Source organism: Pseudomonas sp. CFBP 5748, from assembly GCF_053850495.1.
Genome location: NZ_JBSPTN010000015.1, coordinates 27122 through 45347 on the forward strand (window position 1 = coordinate 27122; position 18226 = coordinate 45347).

General features: G+C 61.0%; 16 protein-coding genes, 4 tRNA genes and 2 pseudogenes. 8 read left to right on the forward strand and 14 right to left on the reverse strand.

The window, feature by feature from the left end; genetic code table 11:
- Position 1: 1 nt before the first annotated feature.
- From ACWNZ1_RS25595 to uvrB, 5 genes are all read right to left on the reverse strand, one after another.
- Positions 2-77 (reverse strand) — tRNA-Ala (locus ACWNZ1_RS25595).
- Between the two features lie 53 nt (positions 78-130).
- Positions 131-206, reverse strand: a tRNA-Glu gene (locus ACWNZ1_RS25600).
- Between the two features lie 79 nt (positions 207-285).
- A tRNA-Ala gene (locus tag ACWNZ1_RS25605) sits at positions 286-361 on the reverse strand.
- 146 nt (positions 362-507) lie between these two features.
- The gene (gene gltX / locus ACWNZ1_RS25610; protein ID WP_135846308.1) at positions 508-1989 is read right to left on the reverse strand and encodes a glutamate--tRNA ligase; all 1482 of its coding nucleotides are present in this window, start codon (positions 1987-1989) and stop codon (positions 508-510) included.
- A gap of 224 nt (positions 1990-2213) precedes the next feature.
- Positions 2214-4229, reverse strand: coding sequence for an excinuclease ABC subunit UvrB (gene uvrB / locus ACWNZ1_RS25615; RefSeq protein WP_135846309.1), 2016 nt, complete (start codon positions 4227-4229; stop codon positions 2214-2216).
- A 331-nt stretch (positions 4230-4560) separates the two neighbouring features.
- Here uvrB and ACWNZ1_RS25620 point away from each other — a divergent pair, with 331 nt between their 5' ends.
- Positions 4561-5757, forward strand: coding sequence for an amino acid aminotransferase (locus tag ACWNZ1_RS25620; RefSeq protein WP_135846310.1), 1197 nt, complete (start codon positions 4561-4563; stop codon positions 5755-5757).
- Between the two features lie 118 nt (positions 5758-5875).
- On the opposite strand, the gene ACWNZ1_RS25625 is transcribed toward ACWNZ1_RS25620, so the two are convergent.
- On the reverse strand, positions 5876-6103 hold the full coding sequence (locus ACWNZ1_RS25625) for a hypothetical protein (protein ID WP_135846311.1): 228 nt from the start codon (positions 6101-6103) through the stop codon (positions 5876-5878).
- 234 nt (positions 6104-6337) lie between these two features.
- Between ACWNZ1_RS25625 and ACWNZ1_RS25630 the strand changes: the two genes are divergently transcribed.
- The 3 genes from ACWNZ1_RS25630 (at position 6338) to ACWNZ1_RS25640 (ending at position 7126) form a co-directional block, all read left to right on the forward strand.
- Positions 6338-6413: transfer RNA gene (locus tag ACWNZ1_RS25630), tRNA-Asn, on the forward strand.
- 246 nt (positions 6414-6659) lie between these two features.
- Positions 6660-6854: a hypothetical protein gene (locus ACWNZ1_RS25635; RefSeq protein WP_135846312.1), complete on the forward strand. Its 195-nt coding sequence runs from the start codon at positions 6660-6662 to the stop codon at positions 6852-6854.
- A gap of 89 nt (positions 6855-6943) precedes the next feature.
- The gene (locus ACWNZ1_RS25640; RefSeq protein WP_135846313.1) at positions 6944-7126 is read left to right on the forward strand and encodes a hypothetical protein; all 183 of its coding nucleotides are present in this window, start codon (positions 6944-6946) and stop codon (positions 7124-7126) included.
- On the opposite strand, the gene ACWNZ1_RS25645 is transcribed toward ACWNZ1_RS25640, so the two are convergent.
- The gene (locus ACWNZ1_RS25645) at positions 7123-8184 is read right to left on the reverse strand and encodes an AI-2E family transporter (RefSeq protein ID WP_135846314.1); all 1062 of its coding nucleotides are present in this window, start codon (positions 8182-8184) and stop codon (positions 7123-7125) included. The two genes, ACWNZ1_RS25640 and ACWNZ1_RS25645, sit on opposite strands and share 4 nt — an antisense overlap.
- Before the next feature lie 147 nt (positions 8185-8331).
- On the opposite strand from ACWNZ1_RS25645, the gene trhP reads away from it, so the two are divergent.
- Complete coding sequence (gene trhP / locus ACWNZ1_RS25650) at positions 8332-9657, forward strand: prephenate-dependent tRNA uridine(34) hydroxylase TrhP (RefSeq protein WP_135848041.1); 1326 nt, start codon at positions 8332-8334, stop codon at positions 9655-9657.
- Positions 9658-9818: 161 nt separating this feature from the next.
- On the opposite strand, the gene ACWNZ1_RS25655 is transcribed toward trhP, so the two are convergent.
- From ACWNZ1_RS25655 to ACWNZ1_RS25685, 7 genes and pseudogenes are all read right to left on the reverse strand, one after another.
- The gene (locus ACWNZ1_RS25655; protein WP_406550186.1) at positions 9819-10640 is read right to left on the reverse strand and encodes a methyl-accepting chemotaxis protein; all 822 of its coding nucleotides are present in this window, start codon (positions 10638-10640) and stop codon (positions 9819-9821) included.
- Between the two features lie 36 nt (positions 10641-10676).
- A pseudogene (locus ACWNZ1_RS25660) lies at positions 10677-11498 on the reverse strand (cache domain-containing protein); the annotation flags it as partial.
- A 258-nt stretch (positions 11499-11756) separates the two neighbouring features.
- Positions 11757-13073 (reverse strand): Na+/H+ antiporter family protein, encoded by a 1317-nt coding sequence (locus ACWNZ1_RS25665; protein WP_178084320.1) that lies wholly within the window; start codon positions 13071-13073, stop codon positions 11757-11759.
- A 231-nt stretch (positions 13074-13304) separates the two neighbouring features.
- Positions 13305-14618: a sensor histidine kinase gene (locus tag ACWNZ1_RS25670; protein ID WP_256453470.1), complete on the reverse strand. Its 1314-nt coding sequence runs from the start codon at positions 14616-14618 to the stop codon at positions 13305-13307.
- Entirely contained in the window at positions 14615-15283 is a 669-nt protein-coding gene (locus ACWNZ1_RS25675) for a response regulator transcription factor (RefSeq protein ID WP_256453471.1), read from the reverse strand. The genes ACWNZ1_RS25670 and ACWNZ1_RS25675 overlap by 4 nt, the downstream gene beginning before the upstream one ends.
- Positions 15283-15594, reverse strand: coding sequence for a PepSY domain-containing protein (locus ACWNZ1_RS25680; protein ID WP_256453472.1), 312 nt, complete (start codon positions 15592-15594; stop codon positions 15283-15285). The genes ACWNZ1_RS25675 and ACWNZ1_RS25680 overlap by 1 nt, the downstream gene beginning before the upstream one ends.
- Positions 15594-15902: a PepSY domain-containing protein gene (locus ACWNZ1_RS25685; RefSeq protein ID WP_135846321.1), complete on the reverse strand. Its 309-nt coding sequence runs from the start codon at positions 15900-15902 to the stop codon at positions 15594-15596. The genes ACWNZ1_RS25680 and ACWNZ1_RS25685 overlap by 1 nt, the downstream gene beginning before the upstream one ends.
- A 230-nt stretch (positions 15903-16132) precedes the next feature.
- Between ACWNZ1_RS25685 and ACWNZ1_RS25690 the strand changes: the two genes are divergently transcribed.
- The 3 genes and pseudogenes from ACWNZ1_RS25690 (at position 16133) to ACWNZ1_RS25700 (ending at position 18087) form a co-directional block, all read left to right on the forward strand.
- On the forward strand, positions 16133-17212 hold the full coding sequence (locus ACWNZ1_RS25690; RefSeq protein ID WP_135846322.1) for a patatin-like phospholipase family protein: 1080 nt from the start codon (positions 16133-16135) through the stop codon (positions 17210-17212).
- Positions 17213-17295: 83 nt separating this feature from the next.
- Positions 17296-17652: a 6-carboxytetrahydropterin synthase QueD gene (gene queD / locus ACWNZ1_RS25695; RefSeq protein ID WP_025212792.1), complete on the forward strand. Its 357-nt coding sequence runs from the start codon at positions 17296-17298 to the stop codon at positions 17650-17652.
- Between the two features lie 107 nt (positions 17653-17759).
- A pseudogene (locus ACWNZ1_RS25700) lies at positions 17760-18087 on the forward strand (hypothetical protein).
- The last annotated feature ends 139 nt before the right edge of the window (positions 18088-18226 follow it).

The following is an 18226-nucleotide window of genomic DNA, read 5'->3' on the forward strand; positions in this document are numbered from 1 at the left end:
TTGGTGGAGCTAGACGGGATCGAACCGTCGACCTCTTGCATGCCATGCAAGCGCTCTCCCAGCTGAGCTATAGCCCCAGATTTTTCGCCTCGCGGCGGAGCGACATCTTGCAACATCGCTTCTGTAAAACTGGCGTCCCCTAGGGGACTCGAACCCCTGTTACCGCCGTGAAAGGGCGGTGTCCTAGGCCACTAGACGAAGGGGACGCAAACCCTTCTATACAACTGATCAACGCTGAGTGTTGATCGCTTCAAGACCGGTGTGGCCAGGCCTTGAAGTGTAAATTGGTGGAGCTAGACGGGATCGAACCGTCGACCTCTTGCATGCCATGCAAGCGCTCTCCCAGCTGAGCTATAGCCCCTCATCGCTGAGGACGGGGCGAATCTTAAGGGCGTATCGGAGGGCTGTCAAATTTATTTTCAACAAATTTGAAAGTTTTTTGCCGGGATAACAATCACTTACCGACAAACCCCGGAAAACCGGGGTATGCCCTGCCTCATCGACCGCTTAGGCGATCGCGCCCAGCAGTTTTTCCCACTCTTTGTTTTCCTTCTTCGACACACCACCCAGCAAGTCGATGGCCTGGCGCAGGCGGAAACGGGTCAGGTCTGGCCCGAGGATTTCCATCGCGTCGAGCACCGACACCGAGCTGGCCTGGCCGGTAATGGCGGCGAACATCAGCGGCATGGCATCACGCAGCTTCAACTCCAGAGACTCGACCACGGCCTGAATGGTCGCGGTGATGCTGTCTTTTTCCCACTGACGCAGGCTTTCGAGCTTCCACAGGATCAGCTGCATCAACTGGCGCACCTGGTCGCCCGAAAGCTTCTTGGATTCGAACAGCTTCACATCCGGCGTTACGCCACCGGCAAAGAAGAAGCCGGCCAACGGTGCGATCTGGCTGAAGGTCTCTACCCTGCCCTGCACATGGGGCGCGATCTTCATCATGTATTCAGGGTTCAATGCCCACTTCTGTACCCGTGCGGCGAACTCCTCTACCGGCAAGTCCCGCAGCCACTGGCCGTTTAGCCACGACAGCTTCTCGACGTCGAAGATCGGCCCACCCAGGGAAACCCGCGACAAATCAAAGTGCTCGACCATTTCCTGCAGCGAGAACTTCTCGCGCTCGTCCGGCATCGACCAGCCCATGCGGCCCAGGTAGTTGAGCATCGCCTCGGGCATGAAGCCCATGCGCTCGTAGAACGTCACCGAGGTCGGGTTCTTGCGCTTGGACAGCTTGCTCTTGTCCGGGTTGCGCAGCAGTGGCATGTAGCACAGCTGCGGTTGTTCCCAGCCGAAGTATTCGTAGAGCAGGATCAGTTTCGGCGCCGACGGCAGCCATTCTTCGCCGCGCAATACGTGGGTGATGCCCATCAGGTGATCGTCGACCACGTTGGCCAGGAAGTACGTCGGCAGGCCGTCGGTCTTCATCAGCACTTGCATGTCCATGCGATCCCACGGGATCTCGACATCGCCCCGCAGCATGTCCGGTACCACGCAGACGCCTTCGCTCGGCACCTTCATGCGGATCACATGGGGCTCGCCAGCGGCCAGGCGGCGGGCGACTTCTTCCTTGGACAGCAGCAGCGCTCGACCGTCGTAGCGCGGGGTTTCACCGCGAGCCATCTGCTCGGCGCGCATCTGGTCGAGTTCTTCGGCGGTGCAGAAGCATGGGAACGCATGCCCCATGTCCACCAACTGCTGGCAATACTGCTGATAGATATCGCCGCGCTCACTCTGGCGGTACGGACCGTGCGGGCCGCCAACGTCCGGGCCTTCGCTCCAGTCGATGCCCAGCCAGCGCAGAGCGTCGAAAATCTGCTGTTCGGACTCGCGCGTCGAGCGCAACTGGTCGGTGTCCTCGATCCGCAGGATGAACTCACCGCCATGCTGCTTGGCAAAGCAATAGTTGAACAAAGCGATGTAAGCGGTGCCGACATGGGGATCGCCAGTGGGCGAAGGCGCGATGCGGGTGCGGACGGTGGTCATGGCATGTCTCGGAAAGAAGATAAAAGCAAAGATCAAACAGGGGGCGAATGGTAACAGGCGATGGCGGGCGGGCTCCAGTGAGAGCGGGATTTGTGTGGCCAGCCGTTGGACCGAGTCGCGCCCATCGCGAGCAAGCTCGCTCCCACAGGGGTTTTATGAACGCCCTAGATCCAGTGTGGGAGCGAGCTTGCTCGCGATGAGGCCCTTAAAACCGCCACAAAACCTCAGACAGCCAACAAGCGCTCGCGCAACTTGCCAATCTCATCGCGCAACTGCGCCGCCGCCTCGAACTCCAGGTCCCGGGCCAGTTGGTACATTTTTTCTTCCAACTGCCGGATCCGCTTGGTGATTTCGCTCGGTGAGCGCAGTTCGGCTTCGTAGCGGGCACTCTCTTCGGCGGCCTTGGCCATGCCTTTGCGCTTTTTGCTGCGCGAGCCGGGCACAGTGGCGCCTTCCATGATGTCGGCGACGTCCTTGAACACGCCTTTGGGGGTGATGCCGTTGGCCAGGTTGAAGGCGATCTGCTTATCGCGACGGCGCTCGGTCTCGCCGATGGCCCGCTCCATGGAACCGGTGATGCGGTCGGCATACAGAATCGCCCGACCGTTGAGGTTACGCGCCGCACGACCGATGGTCTGGATCAACGAGCGCTCGGAGCGCAGAAAACCTTCCTTGTCGGCGTCGAGAATCGCCACCAGCGACACTTCCGGCATATCCAGGCCTTCGCGCAGCAGGTTGATGCCCACCAGCACATCAAAGGTGCCCAGACGCAGATCACGAATGATCTCAACCCGCTCCACCGTGTCAATGTCCGAGTGCAGGTAGCGCACCCGCACGCCATGGTCCGCCAGGTAGTCGGTAAGGTCTTCGGACATGCGCTTGGTCAGCGTGGTCACCAGCACCCGCTCTTCCAAGGCTACGCGCTTGGTGATCTCCGAGAGCAGGTCATCGACCTGGGTCAGCGCCGGGCGCACTTCGATCTGCGGGTCGACCAGCCCGGTTGGCCGCACCAATTGCTCGATCACCCGGCCGGCATGTTCGGCCTCATAGTTGCCAGGGGTGGCCGAGACAAAAATCGTCTGCGGGCTCACGCTCTCCCATTCGTCAAAGCGCATCGGCCGGTTATCCAGGGCCGATGGCAGGCGGAAACCGTACTCCACCAGAGTCTCCTTGCGCGAACGGTCGCCTTTGTACATGGCGCCAACCTGGGGCACGCTGACGTGAGACTCATCGATCACCAGCAAGGCATCGGCCGGCAGATAGTCATACAACGTCGGCGGCGCGGCGCCGGATGGGCGGCCCGACAGGTAGCGCGAGTAGTTTTCGATGCCGTTGCAATAGCCCAGCTCCAGGATCATTTCCAGGTCGAACCGAGTCCGCTGTTCCAGACGCTGGGCTTCCACCAACTTATTGTTCGATCGCAGGTATTCCAGGCGCTCCTGCAACTCGACCTTGATCCCCTCGATGGCATCCAGCAGGGTTTCGCGCGGTGTCACGTAGTGGCTCTTGGGGTAGAAGGTGAAGCGTGGCAACTTGCGGATCACCTCACCGGTCAGCGGATCGAACGCCGAAAGGCTCTCTACCTCGTCATCAAACAGTTCGATGCGGATCGCCTCCAGGTCCGACTCCGCCGGGTAGATGTCGATCACATCGCCACGCACCCGAAAGGTGGCCCGGGCGAAATCCATGTCGTTGCGGGTGTACTGCAAATCCGCCAGGCGCCTGAGTAAGGCGCGCTGGTCGAGTTTGTCGCCACGATCCACATGCAGCACCATCTTCAGATAGGTTTCCGGGCTGCCCAGACCGTAGATGCACGACACGGTGGTGACGATGATCGCGTCCTTGCGCTCCAACAACGCCTTGGTCGCCGAGAGCCGCATTTGCTCGATGTGGTCGTTGATCGAGGCGTCTTTCTCGATGAAGGTGTCTGACGATGGCACGTAGGCCTCGGGCTGGTAGTAGTCGTAATAAGAGACGAAATACTCCACCGCGTTATTCGGGAAAAACGCCTTGAACTCGCCGTACAACTGCGCCGCCAGGGTCTTGTTCGGCGCCAGTACCAGGGTCGGGCGCTGCACTTGGGCGATCACGTTGGCGATGCTGAAGGTCTTGCCCGAGCCGGTCACACCAAGCAAGGTCTGGTGCGCCAGACCGGCCTCGATGCCCTCAACCATCAGGCGGATGGCTTCCGGCTGGTCGCCGGCGGGCTGGAATCGGGTGACTAGCTGGAATTCAGACATAACAAAACCTCTGGGTTCATCCCTGTCGGTCAGCCGACAGGGACGAGAAAGACCGAAACGACTGATGTCGCCCGAGGAAAAAGCTGGGATACATACAATGTGGAGGTGAATGCCTTCGCTTTCAAGACGAACGTCCTACACGCCTTGCAGACTTTGACGCGGCAAAGGGACTAACGGTCGAAAAAAAACGAAAATACTTACCGCAAAAGCCCAATCGCCTGTCGCCGCGCCCGGTGATGGCCTCTATACTAGCTCCCCGTTTGTGCACCGCTCTAGTGCATCCGGCTGGAGCGCGACACGTCCCCCCCACTCCATTCAGAGCCGCGCAATAATGAGCCTGTTTTCCGCTGTCGAATTGGCACCCCGCGACCCCATCCTGGGCCTCAACGAAGCATTCAACGCCGACACCCGTACCAATAAGGTCAACCTGGGCGTGGGTGTTTACTGCAACGAGGAGGGGCGCATTCCACTCCTGCGCGCGGTTGTCGAAGCCGAGACGGCTCGCGTGGCTCAGCACGTTTCCCGTGGTTACCTGCCAATCGACGGCATTGCCGCCTACGACCAGGCGGTGCAGACCTTGCTGTTCGGCAAGGACTCCCCGCTGATCGCATCCGGTCGTGTCATCACCACCCAGGCCGTGGGCGGCACCGGCGCACTGAAAATCGGTGCCGACTTCCTCAAGCAACTGCTGCCTGACGCCGTCGTGGCCATCAGCGACCCAAGCTGGGAAAACCACCGCGCCCTGTTCGAAACCGCCGGCTTCCCGGTGCAGAACTACCGCTACTACGACGCCGCCACCCATGACGTGAACCGCAGCGGCCTGCTGGAAGACCTCAACGCCCTGCCCGACCGCTCGATCGTCGTGCTGCACGCCTGCTGCCACAACCCGACCGGCGTGGACCTGAGCCCGCAAGATTGGAAAAACGTGCTGGCGGTGGTCAAGGCCAAGAACCATGTTCCATTCCTGGACATGGCCTACCAAGGCTTTGGTGATGGCATCGACGAAGACGCAGCGGCCGTGCGCCTGTTCGCCGAGTCGGGCCTGACGTTCTTCGCGTCCAGCTCGTTCTCCAAGTCGTTCTCGCTGTACGGCGAGCGCGTTGGCGCCCTGTCGATCGTCAGCGAATCGAAAGAAGAAAGTGCCCGCGTGCTGTCCCAGGTCAAGCGCGTGATCCGCACCAACTACTCCAACCCACCGACCCACGGCGCCAGCATTGTCGCTGCCGTGCTCAACAGCCCTGAGCTGCGGGCCCAGTGGGAAGCCGAACTGGCCGAAATGCGCCTGCGGATTCGCGGCATGCGCAACCAGATGGTGGATATGCTGGCCAAGGCCGCGCCGCACCACGACTTCAGCTTCGTCGCACGTCAGAGCGGGATGTTCTCCTACTCCGGCCTGAGCGTTGAACAAGTGACACGCCTGCGCAACGAGTTCGGCATCTATGCCCTGGACACCGGCCGTATCTGCGTGGCCGCGCTGAACCAGAACAACATCGAGGCGGTGACCAAGGCGATTGTTCAGGTGATCTGAAACTTTCGCGCCGGATGAAAAACGGGAAGCCATTGGGCTTCCCGTTTTTTTGAGCGTCACCACCAGGTCAGGTGTACCCCTCGCCACAAAAGCACCCGGCACAACACTTTCGGCAAGGCTACAGCTCCGTCGCCCGCTGACTCGCCGCATCGTCATAGATCACATACAACGACTCGGCAATCTGGCTCTTGATCGCCTTGGCGCTTTCCAACCCCAGGACAAAACCTTCGGCCTTGCCCCCGGCACGATTCAGTTCATCGGTGGTGCTGGCCTGGGTGATAGCGTCGTAGAGTTTTTCGGCGTGAGGCCCCACACCCTTGGGCAAGCTGATCTGTGCGGTGCTCATAGCGACACCCCGCTGCGGCTGGCGGTGTGAAGCGGTAACAGGAGATTCATGGCGCGTACCTTATGTCGGCGAATGGCCGGCAGCGCGTCCTGCCACTTCCGGGCGACCATGGTAGCCCTCTCCCGTCGCGGCGGTAACTGCCAATCGTAGATTGAGCGTAAACGGGCACCGGGAATGTGCCGATCAGCAATAGAAGCTTGACTTCTCTTTTCCAATCAGTAACATACGCGCCATTCCGCGATAGCTCAGTTGGTAGAGCAAGTGACTGTTAATCACTGGGTCCCTGGTTCGAGTCCAGGTCGTGGAGCCAAATAGCGACAAGTAAAGCCCCTGAATCGAAAGGTTCAGGGGCTTTTTCGTGGGCGAATAAAAAGCGCTGCTGATTGAAAAAGCTTGCCGATGTCGCTGCCGGAACAATATTCCGGCGCCAAAAAGGCATTATGGTCTGAATCCTGCTTTCTTTTCCTACAACCCAAGCTGTCACGTGAGCGTCATGACCGCGCCGCAAACTGGTGTGGTCCGTCAACAACAGCTTCATAACAACAAGGACGAAGGTATGCCCACACAAAATCCACACCACATTGTCGGCCTGTGCACCTCCAGCAAGGTGTACAACGCACTGACTGAGCTCAAGCACCTGGAAGGCCATCGTAGCGCCAAGTTCCTTTCCCTGCTGGCGGAAAACCTGGTTCGCAAGGGCCTGCTCAACGAGCAGGAAGTGGTGCACATGCTCGATCTTGTCGTCGATTGACCGGCATCGATTCCTACTATTGAGGCAGTTGATTTTTCGTTACCCAGGCTGAGTCGTAAGGTAACCCCATCGATTGATGGAGGTTCCCCATGCCCAAGGTTCAAATCATGTCTGTCATTGGCAGTGCCGTCCCCGCCCCACTCCGGGAACGCGGTCTGCTGGCCTGCTGGTATCTGGTGCAGGACGGCGTGACCATCAGCGGTCCGTTGACTTCACTGCCCGCCGCCCAAGCCCTGTCGCAACGCATCGGCCCGTATGTACTGAGTGCCTAGGGCAGTTGTATGCGCGGCGTGCTTTCAACGAACAAAGCCCAACACGACATGAACAGCGCGGCGATCAGCGGCCCGATCACGAAACCGTTCAGCCCGAACACCGCCAGCCCGCCCAGCGTCGAGACCAACACCATGTAGTCGGGCATCTTGGTGTCCTTGCCCACCAGGATCGGTCGCAGGAAGTTGTCCACCAGGCCAATCACGAACACCCCGAACAGCGTCAGCACCACGCCCTGCCAGATCGCCCCGGAGAGCAGGAAATACACCGCCACCGGCGCCCAGACAATGCCCGCCCCCACAGCCGGCAACAGCGACAGGAACGCCATCAGTACCGCCCACGGCAATACCGTCGGGATTCCCAGGATCCAGAAGATCAGCCCGCCCAGCGCGCCCTGGCTGATGGCGACCAGCAGGTTGCCTTTTACCGTGGCCCGCACCACCCGGTTGAATTTCAACTGCAGGCGACGCTTCTGATGTTCAGCCAGGGGAATGGCCATGCGCACTTTGCGCACCAATTCCGGGCCATCGCGCAGGAAGAAAAACAGTAAATAAATCATGACAAAGAAACTGACCAGGAACTGGAACGTCCCCTGACCGAAACTGAAGGCTTGGGTGGCGAAGAATTCACTGCCCTGCATTGCGCTCTTGACGATCTTGTCCCGCAACCCGTTCAGGTTACCCAGGCCGAAGCGGTCCAGCAGGTGCTGGAAGTACGGCGGCAAGGCATCCTTGAAACGGGCCAGGTAATCGGCAATGTCCAGTTCTCCGCTTTCCAGGCTCTTGTACAACGCCGCGCCTTCCTGGACCAGCAAGGTGCTGATGATGATCACCGGCAAAATCGCACTGACCACGCAAATGCTCAAGGTGAGGAGCGAGATGACGTTGCGGTGCCAGCCGAACTTCAACTGCAGGCGGCGCTGCATCGGCGCAAAGACGATACCCAGGATCACCGCCCAGAACACCGCGCCGTAAAACGGCAGCAAAATCCAGATGAAAGCGAGGGTGACCAGGATCAACAGCAGCATCTGGGATTTGTTTTGCAGCATCTTTCGATTCATCAGCGTTCCATGTCCAAAGGCGGGATAAACATTAGTCCTCCAGGACTCGCCGGAGTGCCTTCGCGTTTGCCTCCGGCGTTGATCCAAATCAATACCGCCGGGCCGACCGTGGCGTACCCTCGCCGCTTTTTGCGATCTGACGCCACCATGACCCTCGCCGCCCCCGAACTGCTCGCTCCCGCCGGCACCTTGAAAAACATGCGTTACGCCTTTGCCTACGGTGCCGACGCGGTGTACGCCGGCCAGCCGCGCTACAGCCTGCGGGTGCGCAACAACGAATTCGACCACGCCAACCTGGCCCTGGGCATTCGTGAGGCCCAGGCCATGGGCAAGCGGTTCTACGTGGTGGTGAACATTGCCCCGCACAACGCCAAACTGCGCACCTTCCTCAAGGACCTGGAGCCGGTGATCGCCATGGCGCCGGACGCACTGATCATGTCCGACCCTGGGCTGATCATGCTGGTGCGCCAGCACTTCCCCCAGATGCCGATTCACCTGTCGGTGCAGGCCAACACCGTGAATTGGGCGAGCGTCGAGTTCTGGCAGCAGCAGGGTTTGAGCCGGATCATCCTGTCCCGGGAACTGTCCCTGGAGGAAATCGCCGAGATTCGCCAGCAGGTGCCGGCCATGGAGCTGGAAGTGTTCGTCCACGGCGCCCTGTGTATGGCCTACTCAGGGCGTTGCCTGCTGTCGGGCTACCTGAACAAGCGCGACGCCAACCAAGGCAGTTGTACCAACGCCTGCCGCTGGAAATACTCGGCGCAACCGGCGGTGGAAAACGCCGTGGGCGACATCGTGCAAACCTGTCAACCCGAGCCGACCCTGGGCCTCGGCGCGCCCACCGACCAGGTGTTCCTGCTCCAGGAAGCGAATCGCCCGGAAGACTCCATGCCGGCCTTCGAGGACGAGCACGGCACCTACATCATGAACGCCAAGGATCTGCGAGCGGTGCAGCACGTGGAACGGCTGGCCCACATGGGCGTGCACTCGTTGAAGATCGAAGGCCGGACCAAGTCGCACTTCTATTGCGCACGCACCACTCAGGTGTATCGCCGGGCCATCGATGACGCGGTGGCCGGCCGGGAATTTGACCGCAGCCTGATGACTGACCTGGAGTCCCTGGCCCAACGCGGCTACACCGAAGGATTTCTACGGCGCCATGTGCATGATGAGTATCAGAACTACCAGAACGGCAGTTCGGTGTCGGAGCGCCAGCAGTTCGTTGGCGAACTGACCGGCGAACGGCGCGAACGGCTGGCCGAAGTGCGCGTGAAAAACCGCTTCGAATTGGGCGATCACATGGAACTGATGACACCCAAGGGCAACTTTCACTTCGACCTGCATCAGTTGCAGAACGTCAAAGGCCAGAGCATCGACGTGGCGCCGGGGGATGGGCATGTGGTGTACGTGCCGATTCCGGATGCGGTGGATTTGCGGTTCGGGTTGTTGATGCGGGATGTGCGGGAAGCGTAAGGCCGGGACAGTGCTCGCTCCCACAGGTATTTTCAGCCCTCGGCAGGAACTGCCGAAGGCTGCGATCCTCCGCTCCCGATAGGGCCCGGTTGCCCAGGCGAAACATCTGGATCGCGAGCGAAAGATCGCAGCCTTCGGCAGCTCCTGCCACCGGCTTTGGGTCAGATCCGGAACTGCCCCACCAGTTTGCCCAGGCGCTGGCCAAGGTCGGCCAGGCTGCGGGAGGTCTGGGCGCCGAGTTGGGTTTCGTCGGCGACGCTGTCCACCGCCACGGCGATCTGATGCACGCTGCGGTTGATTTCCTCGGCCACGGCGGTCTGTTCTTCGGCAGCACTGGCGATCTGGGCGTTCATCGAGTTGATGGTGCCGATCAACTGCGCCATGGTGTCCAGGGACGCCCCCGCCTCGTTGGCCCGCGCCGACGTGCCGTCACCGGCCTCACTGGAACGGCGCATCGCTTCCACCGCCGCATGGGTACCCGATTGCAGGCGGTCGATCATGCCCTGGATTTCCTGGGTGCTCTGCTGGGTCCGGCTGGCCAGGGCCCGCACTTCATCAGCCACCACCGCGAACCCACGCCCTGCTTCACCGGCACGCGCAGCCTCGATGGCCGCGTTGAGGGCCAGCAGGTTGGTCTGCTCGGCGATCGAACGAATCACCCCAAGCACACTGACAATCGAAGCCACGTCCTGCTGCAGGCTGTCCAGGGACACGCCGCTGCTGCGAATATCGTTCACCAACGCATGAATCTGCTGGATGCTGCCGGCCACCACGCGCTTGGCAGACTGGCCTTCTTCGTCGGTCTGCTGGGCCGCGACGGCGGCGCCCTGGGCGCTGCGGGCCACTTCCTGGGCCGCCGAGGACATCTCGTTGATCGCCGTGGCGACCTGATCGGTTTCGTGACGCTGCCGCTCCATGGCCTGCTCGGAACGCTGGGCCTGCTCGGAGACTTGCGTCACCAGCCCGGTCAGTTGCGAAGTCATTTCGGTGATCTGCCGCACCAGGCCGTGGATCTTGTCGACGAAGCGGTTGAAGGAACCGGCCAGTTGGCCCAGTTCGTCCTGGCTGGTGATCGCCAGGCGGCGCGTCAGGTCGCCCTCGCCGGCCGCGATGTCATCGAGGTTGTCTTTCATCAGATTCAGTGGCCGCAGGATGGTATTGGCCAACAACATCCCCACCACCGCTATCACCAGCAACACCACGGCGGCGATACCGACAATGCTCAGCACCACGCCTTGCAAACGCTCATGGACCTTGGCCTCCACCAGAGCCACCTGGGCTTCGATACCGTCCAGGTTGACCGAGCTGCCGACCGCCATGTCCCACTTGGGCAGGTATTCGGTGTAACCGAGCTTAGGCACCAGGTCCTTGCTGTTGGGCAGTGGCGAGCTGTATTCGAGATAGTGGGTTCCGTCCTTGGCGACTTTTACCAGGTCACGGTTGACGTAGACACCGTTCGGGTCGCGGTTGTCCTTGAAACTCTTGCCCACGCCATCGGGGCTGTTGGCCTTGAACAGACGAATGGTCTCGGAGTCGTAGCCGAAGAAATAGCCATCCTTGCCATAGCTGACGTTCGACAGCAGCTTGATCGCCTGGGCCCGCGCCGCGTTATCGCCCGCGGCGGCGGCATCGTACAACGGCTTGATGGCGGTGAGCCCCACGGCCACGTAATTCTGCAGCGTGGCCTTGGCCTCGCTGAGCAAGCGCTCGCGGGTCTGCTGGACCTCTTTGGTGGCCTGTTCCTTCAGGATGAAAGCCGTGGTCAGGCTGATGATCACGGCGGAGAGCAATACGGGCAGTATTGCCAGGGACAGGACTTTAGCCTTCAGGCTCAGGCGCATGCTGTTCACTCTTGTAAGTTTTATGGCGTGGTTAGCTGTATTAACGGCAAAGCACGGCAAAACTGTAGGACAAGGTGAAAAGGCTTGCCCGAGTGGTCAGTAAACTCATGACTGGCTTTAAAGGCCCCTTCGCGAGCAAGCCCGCTCCCACACTGGCTCGCCGGTGTTCACATATTCTGTGTTCACCGCCGATACAGTGTGGGAGCGGGCTTGCTCGCGAAGGATGCGACTCGGTCCTTGAGCCTTGTTGGATCGGCCTTACAACACCATCGCCGCCACCCAACCAAACGCCAGCAGCGGCAGGTTGTAGTGGATGAATGTCGGGACCACGGTGTCCCAGATGTGGTGATGCTGGCCGTCGATGTTCAGGCCAGAGGTCGGGCCCAGGGTCGAGTCCGAGGCTGGCGAGCCGGCGTCGCCCAGGGCGCCGGCAGTGCCGACGATGCAGACGATCGCCAACGGGCTGAAGCCCAGTTGCAGGCACAGCGGCACGAAAATCGTCGCCAGGATCGGCACCGTGGAAAACGACGAGCCAATGCCCATGGTCACCAGCAGCCCCACCAGCAGCATCAGCAGCGCACCGACACCCTTGTTGTGGCCGATCCAGGCCGCCGAGGTTTCCACCAGGCTCTGGACTTCACCGGTGGCCTTCATCACTTCAGCAAACCCCGAGGCGGCGATCATGATGAAGCCGATCATCGCCATCATTTTCATGCCTTCGGTGAACAGGTCATCAGTCTCGCGCCAGCGCACCACGCCCGATACCGAGAAGATCAGGAACCCGACCAGGGCGCCAATGATCATCGAATCCACCAACAGCTGAATAGCGAACGCCGCCACAATCGCCAGCCCCGCCACCAGCAGGCTCATGGGGTTGTAGCGCACCGCCACTTGCTCGGCCCGGGCGATTTTTTTCAGGTCGTAGACGCGTTTTTTGCGGTAGGTAAAAAACGACAGCAGCAAGCCAAACACCATGCCCAGGGCCGGGATGCCCATCGCGTGGGTGATATTGATCCCGCTGATGTCCACGCCACTGCGGGCAACGTTGGCCAGCAGGATTTCATTGAGGAAGATGTTGCCAAAGCCCACTGGCAGAAACATGTAGGGCGTGATCAGGCCGAAGGTCATGACGCAGGCGATCAACCGGCGGTCCAGTTGCAACTTGGTCAGCACATAGAGAAGCGGCGGCACCAGTAGCGGGATGAAGGCGATATGGATCGGGAGAATGTTCTGGGAGGCGACCGCGACCGTTCCCAGCAGACCGATCAAGACCCATTTGACCCCGGAGCCACCGGCGCTGTCCTGGCGATCCACCATGGCCAGGGCTTTGTCAGCCAGGGCGTGGGCCATGCCGGACTTGGCAATCGCCACGGCGAAAGCGCCGAGCAAGGCGTAGGACAATGCCACCGTCGCACCGCCGCCAAGGCCGGCGTTGAACGCTTTGAGCGTCGCCTCGATCCCCAGGCCACCGGTCAAGCCGCCCACCAGCGCGCCGATAATCAGCGCGATCACCACATGCACGCGGGACAGGCTGAGCACCAGCATGACGCCAACCGCGGCAATTACTGCATTTATCATCGTTACCTCAAAGCACAGCGATGGAAAGCCACCGGACAAAAAGGTCGCGACTTTGCAGGAAGCGGCGACAAGCTGCAAGGGCCAGGCGACGGGTTTTCACAAGGACTCCAGCCACCACAAACCAATGTGGGAGCGAGCTTGCTCGCGATAGCGGTCTGTCAGTTGATATCGATATCGCGACCCGACGCCATCGCGAGCAAGCTCGCTCCCACAGGGTTAATGCGGATTTCAGCGCTTAGGCAACTCGATCAGCACCTTCAGCCCGCCCCACTCGCTGTCTTGCAGCGCCAACGTGCCGCCCCAGGTGTCGACGATGTCCCGCACAATGCCCAGCCCCAGGCCGTGGCCATCGGTCTGTTCATCCAGCCGCGTGCCGCGGCTGAACACCTGGTCGCGGCGATCCTCGGGAATGCCTGGGCCGTCGTCTTCCACTGCCAGGCTGAAACCGTCGACCGTCTCGATCACCGTCAGGCGCACCTCGGCGTCCGCCCACTTACAGGCGTTGTCCAGCAGGTTGCCCAGCAGTTCCAGCAGGTCTTCTCGATCCCAAGGCAGATGCAAGCCGGGCGGCGCGACGTAACTCAGTTGCAGGTGTTCGCCATGGATCATGTTCAGTGTGGCCAGCAAACCCGGTAGTTCGGCGTCGCAGTCCAGGTGCGCGCCGGGCAACGCATCGCCGGACAACCGGGCACGGTTGAGTTCACGGTTCAGGCGCTGCCGGACCTGTTCCAGTTGCTCGAGCAACAGCTTGCGCAGCTCGGGATACGGGTCGAGCTTCTCGTTCGAAGCCAGGCTTTGCAGCACCGCCAGCGGGGTTTTCAGGGCATGACCCAGGTTGCCCAATGCATTGCGCGAACGCTTGAGGCTGTCTTCCGTGTGGGCCAGCAAATGGTTGATTTGCGCCACCAGCGGTTCCAGCTCCCGAGGCACCTGCTCGTCGAGTTGCGAACGCTGCCCGCGCTGCAACTGTGCAATTTGCTCACGGGCCCGATCCAGGGGACGCAGGGCGCGGTGCACGGTGATGCGTTGCAATAGCAGAATCAACAGCAGCCCGGCCAACCCGAGGCCGAGGCCGATCTGCTGCATGCGCCGGAAACTGTCACGCACCGGCGTGTAGTCCTGGGCCACGCTGATGGAAATCGCCTGGCCCAGGCGCCGATAGTCGGTGCGCAGCACCAGCAGCTTCTGCCCCTCGGGGCCCAACTGCAGGTTGCTGTGCAGGCCTGGGTGATCGAGCCGAGGCAACTCCTGGTCCCACAGGGAACGGGAGCGCCAGTGCACATCGGCAAAATCGATGCGGAAATAGTGCCCGGAAAACGGCCGTTGATAGGCCGGCGACAAGCGTCGCTCATCCAACTGCAAACCCTGGGGGCCACGTACCAGGGCCACCAGCAGGTTCTCGCTGTCGTTGCGCAAACCCGCTTCCAGATAACGCTGCAAGCCCAGCTCGAACAGCCACAAACTGGTCTGCGCCAGGACCAGGCCAACCACCACCATCACACCGATCAGGCCCAGGCTCAGGCGCCGCTGGATGGATCTCACTGCGCCTGCCCGCCGAACAGGTAACCCTGGCCGCGACGGGTTTCGATCACGCTGCGTCCCAACTTGCGCCGCAGGTGATTGACGTGCACTTCCAGCACATTGGAATCGCGCTCGGTTTCACCGTCATACAGGTGCTCGGCGAGATGGCTCTTGGAGAGGATTTGCTCGGGGTGCAGCATGAAATAGCGCAACAGACGAAATTCGGCGGCGGTCAGTTGGATCTCTGCACCGTCACGAATCACACATTGCCGGCCTTCGTCCAGATGCAGCCCGGCGGCCTGCAGCGTCGGCTGGTTGGCTTGGCCATGGGAGCGGCGCAACAACGCCTGGACCCGCAGGTGCAGCTCTTCGGGATGAAAAGGTTTGGTCAGGTAATCGTCGGCCCCGGCCTTGAGGCCTTCGATGCGCTCGGCCCAGGAGCCACGTGCGGTGAGGATCAGCACGGGCGTGCCCAGGCCGCCGGCGCGCCATTGGGCCAGCACCTCAAGCCCCGGCACACCCGGCAGGCCGAGATCGAGGATGATCAGGTCGTAAGGCTCGCTGCTGCCTTGATACACCGCATCGCGACCGTCGGCGAGCCAATCGACGGCATAGCCCTGTCGTGTCAGCCCGGCCATCAGTTCGTCGGCCAGGGGAACGTGATCTTCCACCAGAAGCAGGCGCATCAGTCTTCCTTATCTTTGAGTAAGCGGCCGGTCGCGGCTTCCAGGTCCAGTTCACGCACGACGCCATCGGTATCCAGCAACTCGACCTCGTAAATGTAGACGCCGTGTTTCTCTTCCAGCTCGGCCTCCAGCAACTTGGCGCCGGGGTGAAGATCCAGTGCTTGCTGGAGCAAATGCTCCAGCGGCAGGATCACGCCTTGCTGGCGCAGTTGCAGGGCCTCGTCCTGGTCCAGGTCCCGGGCCATGGCCACCGAACAAAACGCCAGCAGCGCCAGCGTCCATCGGCTGCGGGCGCATAGATTAAGCTTCATTACGTATCCTGATGATTCTTGAGCACATCGCCGTTGGCGGCGTCCAATTCCAGGTCCCATTCAATGCCTTTCGCATCGCGCAGGTCTACTTGATAAATGTACCTGCCGTACTCTTCTTCCAGCTCGGTATCGGCCAAGGTGGCGCCAGGGTGTTTGGACAAGACAATGGCGTTGAGTTTTTCAATGGACAGAATGGTACCAGCGTCTTGCAGTTTGCGGGCTTCGTCGTCTTTGAGGTCTCGTGCGTGAGCCAGGCCAGCGCTGAGGGCCATGAGGGTCGCGATGAAAAAGGCAGTCAGGCGGTTCATGGGTTGTCTCCTTTTTATAATCTTTTAACCGGGGGGGACTGTAGCGGGATGAACTTAACTGAAACTGAATTGCCATCATCCAACCCAGATCAATGTGGGAGCGAGCCTGCTCGCGATAGCGCCCGTTCAGTCACATCAATATCAACTGACAGACCGCCATCGCGAGCAAGCTCGCTCCCACTGGGTGTTGTGTCGCTATAATTGTCCGCTTATTTGCATCCGAGACCGGTATGACCGCCATCCACATCAAGTTCCCCGCCCTTACCCTCAAGGCTGGCCCCCGAGCCTTTGCGCGAATCCGCGAGGCCGGCCTGAACGCTGCCGACGTCGGCATTCTGCCAGGCGCCGCGGGTGGGCCCAAGGCCTTGGGTATTCAGGGGCTGGACTTGGCTTTGTTTGGCCAATGGCTGCCTGCCGCGCCCCGGGAGCGCTCGCTGATCGGGGCTTCGGTAGGTTCCTGGCGCTTCGCCAGCGCTTGCCTGCCGAATGCCGCCGAGGGAATCCGGCGCCTGGGCAGCTTGTACAACGAACAGAGCTTTGCCAAAGGCGTGACCATGGCCGGGGTCAGCCAGAGCTCGCAACGCATGCTCGATGACTTGCTCGAAGGCCGCGACAGCTCGATCCTCGATAACCCGCATTACCGGCTCAACATCATGGTGGTCAAAAGCCACGGCCGTCTGGCCCTGGATCATCGCGGGCAGCTCGGCCTGGGCTTATCGTCGGTGATCGCCGACAACCTGCGAGGCCGTGCGCGGTTGTCGCGGCATTTCGAACGGCTGATCATCCATGACCCACGCCTGGCCCCACCACTGCATCCGTTGAAGGATTTTCCGTCACGTTTCGTTCCGTTGCAGGCCGACAACTTGCGCCAGGCGTTACTGGCGTCAGGCTCGATCCCGATGGTGATGGAAGGCGTGCGCGACCTGCCGGGCGCCGGTGCCGGCACCTACCGTGACGGCGGCCTGTTGGACTATCACCTTGACCTGCCTTACAGCGGCGAGGACATCGTGCTCTATCCGCACTTCACCGACCGGGTCATTCCCGGCTGGTTCGACAAGGGTTTGCCCTGGCGCCGGGGCAACGTCGAACGCTTGCAGGACGTACTGTTGCTGGCGCCGTCCCGTGAATACCTGGCGCGCCTGCCCTACGGCAAACTGCCGGACCGCAATGACTTCAAGCGCTTCATGGGCGATGACCCGAGCCGTCGCAAGTACTGGCGCACGGCGATGGACGAGAGCCGGCGGCTCGGTGATGAGTTCCTCGAGCTGAGTGCCAACGGCGGGTTGGGCGAGCGTTTGCTGACCCTTTAGTCAGCACGGTCGCGCAACGCCGTTATCAAACTGATAAACTCCGCCGCCTGCCTCGCGACCGCTACCTTAAAGAGCCCGAACCTGTGGAAATTTTCAAAGAATTCACCTTCGAATCCGCCCACCGCCTGCCCCACGTGCCGGAAGGCCACAAGTGCGGGCGCCTGCACGGTCACTCCTTCAAGGTGGCGATCCACCTGAGCGGCGACATCGACCCACACACCGGCTGGATCCGTGACTTCTCGGAGATCAAGGCGATCTTCAAGCCGCTCTACGAGCGCCTCGACCACAACTACCTCAACGACATCCCTGGCCTGGAAAACCCTACCAGCGAAGTCCTGGCCAAGTGGATCTGGAATGAGTTGAAACCGCTGCTGCCGGAACTCAGCGCCATTCGCATCCATGAGACGTGCACCAGCGGATGCATCTATCACGGGGAATAACCATTCCCCTTGTGACAAGGGAGCTTCCTGTGGCGAGGGTGTCTCCCCTGCTGAATCGCCTTGGCCTGTGCTCTATCCCCTGAGCCATTCTCAGTGGAGCATCGATCATGACCAACTGGCCACTGGATCACGCATACGACTTCAACGGGCACCCCATCCGCTACGCCATCCACGGCGAAGGCCCGCCGCTGGTGTTTGTCCACGGCACGCCCTTCTCTTCCTACGTATGGCACCGAAGGGCCTGTATCCCGGCGTGCGCTGCCCGACGCAGATTCTCGGGGCGAGGATGACCAGTGGATCCCCATCGAGCGTGGCCGGGCCTTGCACAAGCTGATTCCCGGCGCGCAGTTCCACCCGGTTCCGAATGCCGGGCATCTGGTCCAGGAGAATGCGCCGGAGGCCATCGTCGCAGCGGTGTTGCGCTTTTTGACCTGAACCTGTGGGAGCGAGCTTGCTCGCGATAGCAGTCTGTCAGTTGACATCGATATGGCTGACCCGACGCCATCGCGAGCAAGCTCGCTCCCACAGAGAGATTCATCGCTGATGAGATCTGTGTTCCAACTTGAATCACCGC